General features: G+C 44.2%; 3 protein-coding genes. All 3 read right to left on the bottom strand.

Translation table 11 applies throughout. The annotated features are described in order from the left end of the window. Positions 1-9: 9 nt before the first annotated feature. The 3 genes from HMPREF9420_RS02280 to HMPREF9420_RS02290 all read right to left on the bottom strand — a co-directional run bounded on the left by HMPREF9420_RS02280 (position 10) and on the right by HMPREF9420_RS02290 (position 3,411). Positions 10-618: a DNA alkylation repair protein gene (locus HMPREF9420_RS02280; RefSeq protein ID WP_044079033.1), complete on the bottom strand. Its 609-nt coding sequence runs from the start codon at positions 616-618 to the stop codon at positions 10-12. Positions 619-634: 16 nt separating this feature from the next. Next, entirely contained in the window at positions 635-2,569 is a 1,935-nt protein-coding gene (locus tag HMPREF9420_RS02285) for a dipeptidyl-peptidase 3 family protein (RefSeq protein ID WP_007133784.1), read from the bottom strand. Between the two features lie 347 nt (positions 2,570-2,916). Then, complete coding sequence (locus tag HMPREF9420_RS02290) at positions 2,917-3,411, bottom strand: helix-turn-helix domain-containing protein (protein WP_007133785.1); 495 nt, start codon at positions 3,409-3,411, stop codon at positions 2,917-2,919. Positions 3,412-3,454: the final 43 nt, after the last annotated feature.

The following is a 3,454-nucleotide window of genomic DNA, read 5'->3' on the forward strand; positions in this document are numbered from 1 at the left end:
ATTTTTATTTTAAATCTCAATAATCCCTTGCAGTGCTTTACGTGCAATATTTTCATAGTCCTGGCCAAGTGCCGCAAAACTCATTACTGCATTTAAGGCGGCATGTTTCACGCCCAAGTTCTCAGTGCTAAAGGCTACAGACGCCTGATCCAAAAACTCATTTATCCCTCGTTCGTTGGGTTCCATTTGCTTGCCAAACAACCTACTCAGAATGTTATAGCCACAAATCTGACGGAGCACTTCCTCTGAGGCGATACACTCATAGGCAAGCACCGATGCAAAGTCGGCATATTGAAACACATTCATGGCAAGCATTTCGACAACCTCTTGCGTTTGGGCCTGTTCCAACCAAACATCTGCCAGCTCGGCATCCATCCGGTCGATGGGCATCAATAGCGTAGCCAACAGCTTGCATTCTCTAACATTGTCTTTATATAAAGTTATGGCAAGCTCGTAATTTTTGCCATACGCTTCGGCCATCTCACGCAAAGTGGGCAATGGAACACCCCAATTGACATGATAGTTCAGCCCCTTCTCACGCATTGACATTGAGCCTGGCCCATTCATATAGAGTCTGAAGCTTTGTTTTATCTCTTTTATCTGTTCTTCGATTGTCATAAGAATTGTTTTTTGTTTAATATTCACTTGAGTATCTTAACATCTGATGTGTATAACTCTCTGAATAGTCTAATTTCACGTCTATAATTTCGCCCTGTTTGCCATATTCAGGTTTCATCCACGGATTCAAAAAGCCTTTATAGGGAGCTATGTCTAACTTCTCATAACGACTCAACACCTCTTTGTGCAAAGCATCATCAACATGAACGGCATATTGCTCAACCAAACGGCGCGCCGCCACAAAGTCACCTTCACTCTTTATGCGCTGTATCTCCCTTAGCTGAATGGCAAAGAGAGCGCGCAAACGCTCATAATCTTTCACCCGCACATAGTGCTTCCCAGCGTGTTCTTCAATGACAACAGCCTGCCCCTCTTGGTCCATATCGAGAGCCCAACCCGCTATCAGTGCACGATTGCGCATATGAGCCTCCTCTATCTTATCGCCTTCCTTGATTCTCACCAATTGGGTCAGCAAACCATTCATCATATAGGTGTAATATTGGCTCTTATAAGCCTCTGCATTGGGCGTAAGTCCCAGCTCTACAAGCTTTTTATCGGCAAGATAATACAGGCCAAACAAATCGGCACGCGCCTCTTCTATCGTATTCCCATAAGACTTTAAGGCGTCGGGGTCTGTATCCTTCAGCAATTGCCCACTGCCATGACCGAGACACTCATGCAAATCTGTATGAAGATTCTCACACAACTCGCCATATTGCTCAATCGCCTGGCGCGTAGTGTCGTCTATCACAAACTCTTGCAAAAATCCATTGCCCAAAGAGGCGCGCTGATAAGCATCGGTGAGGTTTCCTATGGTCACACTCTTCGACCCATACTCGGCTCTAATCCAATCGGCATTCGGAAGATTTATCCCTATGGCTGTAGAAGGATATTCATCACCGCCAAGCATAGCTGCACAAACCACATTGGCCGTCACTCCTCTCACGGCTTTCTTCTTGAACGCTTTATCCACAGGAGAATGGTCTTCAAACCATTGCGCATGCTCACTGATAAGGCGTGTACGCTTCGTGGCTTCGATATCTTTATAGTGCACAATGCCTTCCCACGAACCTTTCAAGCCCAATGGGTCGCCATAAACTTCTATGAAGCCATTGATAAAATCTACCCTACTATCCTGGTCTTCCAACCATTTAATTGAATATTCATCGAACCATCGTAAATCTCCTGTTTGATAATAGGTTATCAACAGATGGATAACATCTTTCTGTAGGTCATTTTCGGTGTAGAAAGAGGCCTTATCCAACCAATGAATGATTTGCCGAATCTTGGCTCCATACAACCCCTCGGCATGATAGCGCAACTCTTTAAGACAGCCGTCCTCCTTAACGAGTTTCGAGTTGAGCCCAAAAGAAACGGGACGCCCTTCACAGGCTTGCTTCATACGAGCATAATACACTTCAACTTCTTGCTGACTGACATGCTCATAGAAATTGCATGCCGAAGTTTCTATCAAATCAACGCCATCTGCCTTGTTGACACGCTTCGGCAAACAACCTGCATCAAAAATCACGGGGAGAAGTTCATCGAGCAAAGCGCTCTTCTCACCCTCGTCAGTCAATCCCAACTGGTCTACGGTCAGCTGATTGTAGGCCTCACAAAAGAATTCCTGAGTGAAACCTGGCACAAACTTGTCGCACGCATAATGGTGATAGATGCCATTTGAAAACCACACACGTTTGAGATAAACCACAAAAGCATGGAAGTCTGCGGTGTCGCGCTTCCCTGTGTAGCACATGAAAATCTGTTCAAGCACCCTGCGAATAGCAAGATTATATTTTCCAAACTGATCAAAGGTGATATCTCTACCCGAAAGCACGGCTTTCGACAAATAATATATATATAACTTCTCACGCAGTGACAGCGTCTCAAATCCTTCTAACTTATACCTTAAAATCTGAATATCAGCAAATTTTTCATCTATATAGTTCATGAGTCTCTTTTTTTATCCCTTCCCATCACCGCGTTGTGGCAGTCACACCACAAATCAGCTTTCACGGCACCGCCCCACAAGGCCTTTCCCTATCAATCACACACAGACAGGCCTCGCGAAATCTTTTTAATGATTAACCATGAAACCTCTCGCGCTGACAAGGGTAGATGTGGAAGCTGCACAATAAAAGCTTTTTACAACTACACCTATCGCCGCGCCCTGACAAGGGTGGATGTGGAAAGGGATTAACGTTACATGTAATATTGTAATATGTAATATTTTGCATAACAATAAAGCCCACAAAAAAGATTTTTCTTCTTTTGTGGACTTCATCATCTCAGGGAATATCACTCCGCATCAATTGCTCTGGCAGCATTCTTTGAGCCTGGTTTGCGCCCTCTCTTCTTTGGCAACTCCGTTTGTACAGGCTGCTGCTGATAGCGGAGCTTGTAGTCGCGAGGCGTACATCCATTGAGCTTGTAGAACGATGCATAAAACGACTGACGATTAGAAAAACCAACCATGTCCGAAATATCCTCCATGTTCAGCTCTCTGTAGCGTTTGTCAGCCAAGAGTGTCATCGCCTCTTCAATTCGATACTTGTTTACGAACGAAGTGTAGTTCATGTGGAACTTGACATTCACAACGGCTGAGATATAACGCGTGTTTGTACCCAAATCGTCAGCAAGCTTCTTGGCAGAGTAATCCTTGTCCTTATACTTCTTCTGGATAAGAATGATGTCGAGAATCTTTTCTTTCAATTCATCCATTAATCCGGGTCTAACCAAAGCGCGGTATGCCGCGTCCTTCTCCCGTTTTTCTGTAATGTTATACTTTGCCATAATATTAAATAATAACTGAATTTCCTCCTTTCTGTTGCAAATT

Source organism: Segatella salivae DSM 15606, from assembly GCF_000185845.1.
Lineage (GTDB): Bacteria > Bacteroidota > Bacteroidia > Bacteroidales > Bacteroidaceae > Prevotella > Prevotella salivae.

Coding starts and splice junctions, on each gene's coding strand:
- HMPREF9420_RS02285 (WP_007133784.1), bottom strand. CDS start 2,569: ATGAACTATATAGATGAAAAATTTGCTGATATTCAGATTTTAAGGTAT.
- HMPREF9420_RS02280 (WP_044079033.1), bottom strand. CDS start 618: ATGACAATCGAAGAACAGATAAAAGAGATAAAACAAAGCTTCAGACTC.
- HMPREF9420_RS02290 (WP_007133785.1), bottom strand. CDS start 3,411: ATGGCAAAGTATAACATTACAGAAAAACGGGAGAAGGACGCGGCATAC.